The organism is Mesorhizobium sp. M7A.T.Ca.US.000.02.2.1, assembly GCF_003996995.1.
In the GTDB taxonomy this organism is placed as follows: domain Bacteria; phylum Pseudomonadota; class Alphaproteobacteria; order Rhizobiales; family Rhizobiaceae; genus Mesorhizobium.
The window spans coordinates 1-3,281 of the sequence record NZ_RZTT01000546.1 but is presented as its reverse complement, the minus strand read 5'-3'; the positions used below and the strand labels follow the sequence as shown (position 1 = coordinate 3,281).

The 3,281-nt window shown below is 63.1% G+C and carries 4 protein-coding genes; all 4 read left to right on the top strand.

Annotated elements, in window-relative coordinates; all coding sequences use genetic code 11:
- A partial coding sequence (locus tag EOD15_RS31240) for an ABC transporter ATP-binding protein/permease (protein ID WP_148129723.1) occupies positions 1-1,632 on the top strand: 1,632 nt, incomplete at its 5' end.
- A gap of 108 nt (positions 1,633-1,740) precedes the next feature.
- Complete coding sequence (locus EOD15_RS31235; protein ID WP_127322001.1) at positions 1,741-2,088, top strand: antibiotic biosynthesis monooxygenase; 348 nt, start codon at positions 1,741-1,743, stop codon at positions 2,086-2,088.
- A gap of 284 nt (positions 2,089-2,372) precedes the next feature.
- Positions 2,373-3,071: a phosphatidylserine decarboxylase gene (locus EOD15_RS31230; RefSeq protein ID WP_127268237.1), complete on the top strand. Its 699-nt coding sequence runs from the start codon at positions 2,373-2,375 to the stop codon at positions 3,069-3,071.
- A 3-nt stretch (positions 3,072-3,074) separates the two neighbouring features.
- Positions 3,075-3,281 (top strand): CDP-alcohol phosphatidyltransferase family protein (locus EOD15_RS31225; protein ID WP_348629441.1); only part of this gene is annotated, 207 nt, incomplete at its 3' end.

The following is a 3,281-nucleotide window of genomic DNA, read 5'->3' as shown; positions in this document are numbered from 1 at the left end:
GTCGCCTACAATGTCGTGCGCCTGGTGCAGCTTGGCTTCAATCAGCTGCGCGACGCGCTGTTTGCACGCGTCGGCCAATACGCGGTGCGCCAGCTCGCCTTCCGCACCTTCGTTCACATGCACCAACTATCGCTGCGCTTCCACTTGGAGCGTCGCACCGGCGGCCTGTCGCGCATCATCGAGCGCGGCACCAAGGGCATCGAGACGATCGTGCGCTTCATCATGCTCAACACGGCGCCGACCATCCTCGAATTCGCGCTGACCACAGGCATCTTCGCCTACACCTATGGCTGGAAATATGTGGTCGTCGTCGCGGTCACCGTCTGGGTCTATGTCTGGTTCACGGTGCGCGCCAGCGACTGGCGCATCTCGATCCGCCGCGACATGAACGACAGCGACACCGACGCCAACACCAAGGCGATCGACTCGCTGCTCAATTACGAGACGGTCAAATATTTCAACAACGAAAGCATGGAAGCCGAGCGCTTCGACCGCTCCATGGCACGCTACGAGGTCGCCGCGACGCGCATCTGGACCTCGCTCGGCTGGCTGAATTTCGGCCAGGGCATCATCTTCGGCCTCGGCACCGTCATCGTCATGTGCATGTCGGCGCTTGAAGTGCAGGCCGGCACGCAGACGGTCGGTGACTTCGTCTTCATCAACGCCATGCTGATGCAGCTGTCGGTGCCGCTCAATTTCATCGGCTTCATCTACCGCGAAATCCGCCAGGGGCTGACCGACATCGAGCAGATGTTCGACCTTCTGGATGTGCCGCAGGAGATCGTCGACAAGCCGGATGCCAGGCCGCTCGCCGTGAGCGCCGGCAAGGTCGAGTTCCGCGACGTGCATTTTTCCTATGACCCGAACCGCAAGATCCTGAAGGGCATCAGCTTCGCGGTGCCGGCCGGCAAGACCGTCGCCATTGTCGGGCCTTCGGGTGCCGGCAAGTCGACCATCTCGCGGCTTTTGTTCCGCTTCTACGACGTGCAGGGCGGCCAGGTGCTGATCGATGGCCAGGATATCAGGGAAGTGACGCAGGAGAGCCTGCGCGGCGCGATCGGCATGGTGCCGCAGGACACCGTGCTGTTCAACGACACCATCGCCTACAACATCCGCTACGGCCGCATCGGAGCCAGCGAGGAGGACATGCAGAAAGCCGCTGAACTAGCCCAGATCGGTCCGTTCATCGAGCGATTGCCTGACGGCTACAAGTCGATGGTCGGCGAACGCGGGCTGAAGCTTTCGGGCGGCGAAAAGCAGCGCGTGGCGATCGCCCGCACCATCCTGAAGGCGCCGCCGATCCTGATGCTCGACGAAGCGACCTCGGCGCTCGACAGCCACACCGAGCAGGAGATCCAGGCCGCGCTCGATCTGGTCAGCCGTGGCCGCACCACCATCGTCATCGCCCACCGCCTGTCGACGGTGATCACGGCCGATGAGATCATCGTGCTGCAGGACGGCCAGATCGCCGAGCGCGGCACCCATGCCGAGTTGATGCGCAAGCATGGCCTCTACGCCTCGATGTGGGACCGCCAGCGCGAGGCGACCGAGGCCGAGGAGCGCCTACGCATCGCCCGCGAGGGCGACGAGCTTGGCGTTGTCGTTCGTCGGCGAACGTCGGAGGTGAATTGAAAGTTCGGCGCATGACCTGATTTTTGCGCTTGACCTCAACATAAGTTGAGATTGTAGGCCGTTCCTGGAGCCCAAAAAACACCATGATCCAGGAACGGAGAAATCGGAATGAGCAAGACAAATCAGAGCGTTGACGGCCGCAGCGTGTTCAGGGTGGACAAATTCGTTGTGCCTGCCGCCGCCCGCGAGGAGATATTCGCCAAGGTCAGGACAACGCATGAATTGCTGCGCCTGCAACAGGGCTTCGTCCAGGACTTCCTGCTCGAGCAATTCTCCGGGCCGGGCGAATTCAACCTCGTCACCATCGTCGAATGGGAAAGCCAGGCAGCCATCGACAACGTCGTGCCGATCGTCAAGGCCGCGCACGAGCGCATCGCTTTCAACCCGCACGAGATGATCGCCCGGCTCGGCGTGCGCGCCGACATCGCCAACTATCAGAGAGTACCTGGGCTGTAGAAAAGCCGTTACGGCCAACCGATGCCAGGTGCCGGCGCTTCGACTTTGAGCACCTGGCCGGTACGGGCTTCAGAACGTCTTGGGATTTGGGATCATGGACGGGCAACCTTTTCCCGCGCCTTGAACCGTCGGTGTCCCGAATTCTGCCGACAACGACACTGACCGGGCAAGCGGATCGCGACCCCTGCCAGCGCACCCAATACGGCATTCCCTATTGTTGCGTTGCGGCGAGGGGGGCTTTCGGCTATTGAGGCCCCACCTGAAACGGAGCCCGTTTACACCCGATGAGCCTTGTCGATACGGTCAAGAACGCGTTCGTACCGATCCATCGCGAAGGCTATCCCTTCATCGCGGCCTTTGGCGCGGCGACGCTTTTCCTCGGCTATTTCTCCTCGATCCTGTTCTGGATCGGTCTGATCCTGACGGCCTGGTGCGTTTATTTCTTCCGCGATCCCGAGCGCGTCACGCCGGTCGATGACCGCCTGGTGGTCAGCCCCGCCGACGGCATCATCTCGGCGGTAGGACCCGCCGTGCCGCCGCGCGAACTCGGCCTCGGCAATGCAGAGATGACCCGCATTTCGGTGTTCATGAACGTCTTCTCCTGCCACGTGAACCGCGCCCCGGTGCGCGGCCGTATTGCGAAAATCGAGCACCGGCCGGGCAAATTCCTCAATGCCGAACTCGACAAGGCCAGCACCGAGAACGAGCGCAACGGCCTGGTCATCGAGAGCCCCAACGGTACGGTCGCGGCCGTCCAGATCGCCGGCCTGGTGGCGCGCCGCATCGTCTGCTGGGCCGAGGCCGGCGGCTCAATCGGCACTGGCGAGCGTTTCGGCCTGATCCGCTTCGGCTCGCGTGTCGATGTGTTCCTGCCCCTGACCGCCACGCCGCGCGTTGCCGTCGGCCAGACGGCGGTTGGCGGCGAAACCGTGCTGGCCGAATTCGGCGGTGTTGCCGGCACGCCTCTTGTTCGGGTTTCCTGACCGGTGGGCACGCAATACAAAAAGTTCGAGGCCCATGCCAGCGGCGGTCCGCGCATCCGCGAAATCCCGATGCGCATGGTGCTGCCCAATCTGGTCACCGTGCTCGCCATCTGCGCCGGCCTGTCCGGCATCCGCTTCGGCTTCGAAGGCCGCTTCGAGCCGGCGGTGGTGATGGTGCTGCTTGCCGCCTTCCTCGACGGCATCGACGGC